Origin of the sequence: Leptospira idonii (genome assembly GCF_004770995.1) — a bacterium.
Classification (GTDB): domain Bacteria; phylum Spirochaetota; class Leptospiria; order Leptospirales; family Leptospiraceae; genus Leptospira_A; species Leptospira_A idonii.
The window spans coordinates 1-329 of sequence record NZ_RQHW01000053.1; the positions used below are offsets into that span (position 1 = coordinate 1).

Below are 329 nucleotides of genomic sequence, written 5' to 3' on the forward strand. Positions count from 1 at the left end.
GGTGTAGGGGGAGCGAAGGCGAATGTGAGCATAAGCTTTTCACAGAGAGGTGATACGACGATATCCGGTTCAATGCAAACAGGATATCCCGGTTTACAGCTAACAGGCTCAAGCACGACAAATGGAGCAACGACGTTCGGAGCGAACTTCAACCCTACCGACAAAGGACCGAGACAGGGTTGGAACTTTGGAGCAAACTATGATATCAATGGAGGAGGACTTTCTGGCTCAATCGGCTATACGGATCCGAATAGTAAGTTAGGAATTACATCCACAGTGAATGGGGACGGACTGTCCACATCAACACAATACGCTGGTGTCAATTTAAC

General features: G+C 48.0%; 1 protein-coding gene. It reads left to right on the plus strand.

The window, feature by feature from the left end; genetic code table 11:
• Nucleotides 1–24 precede the first annotated feature (24 nt).
• Nucleotides 25–329: hypothetical protein (locus EHS15_RS15875; protein ID WP_425460652.1), on the plus strand; the 305-nt coding region annotated here is incomplete at its 3' end.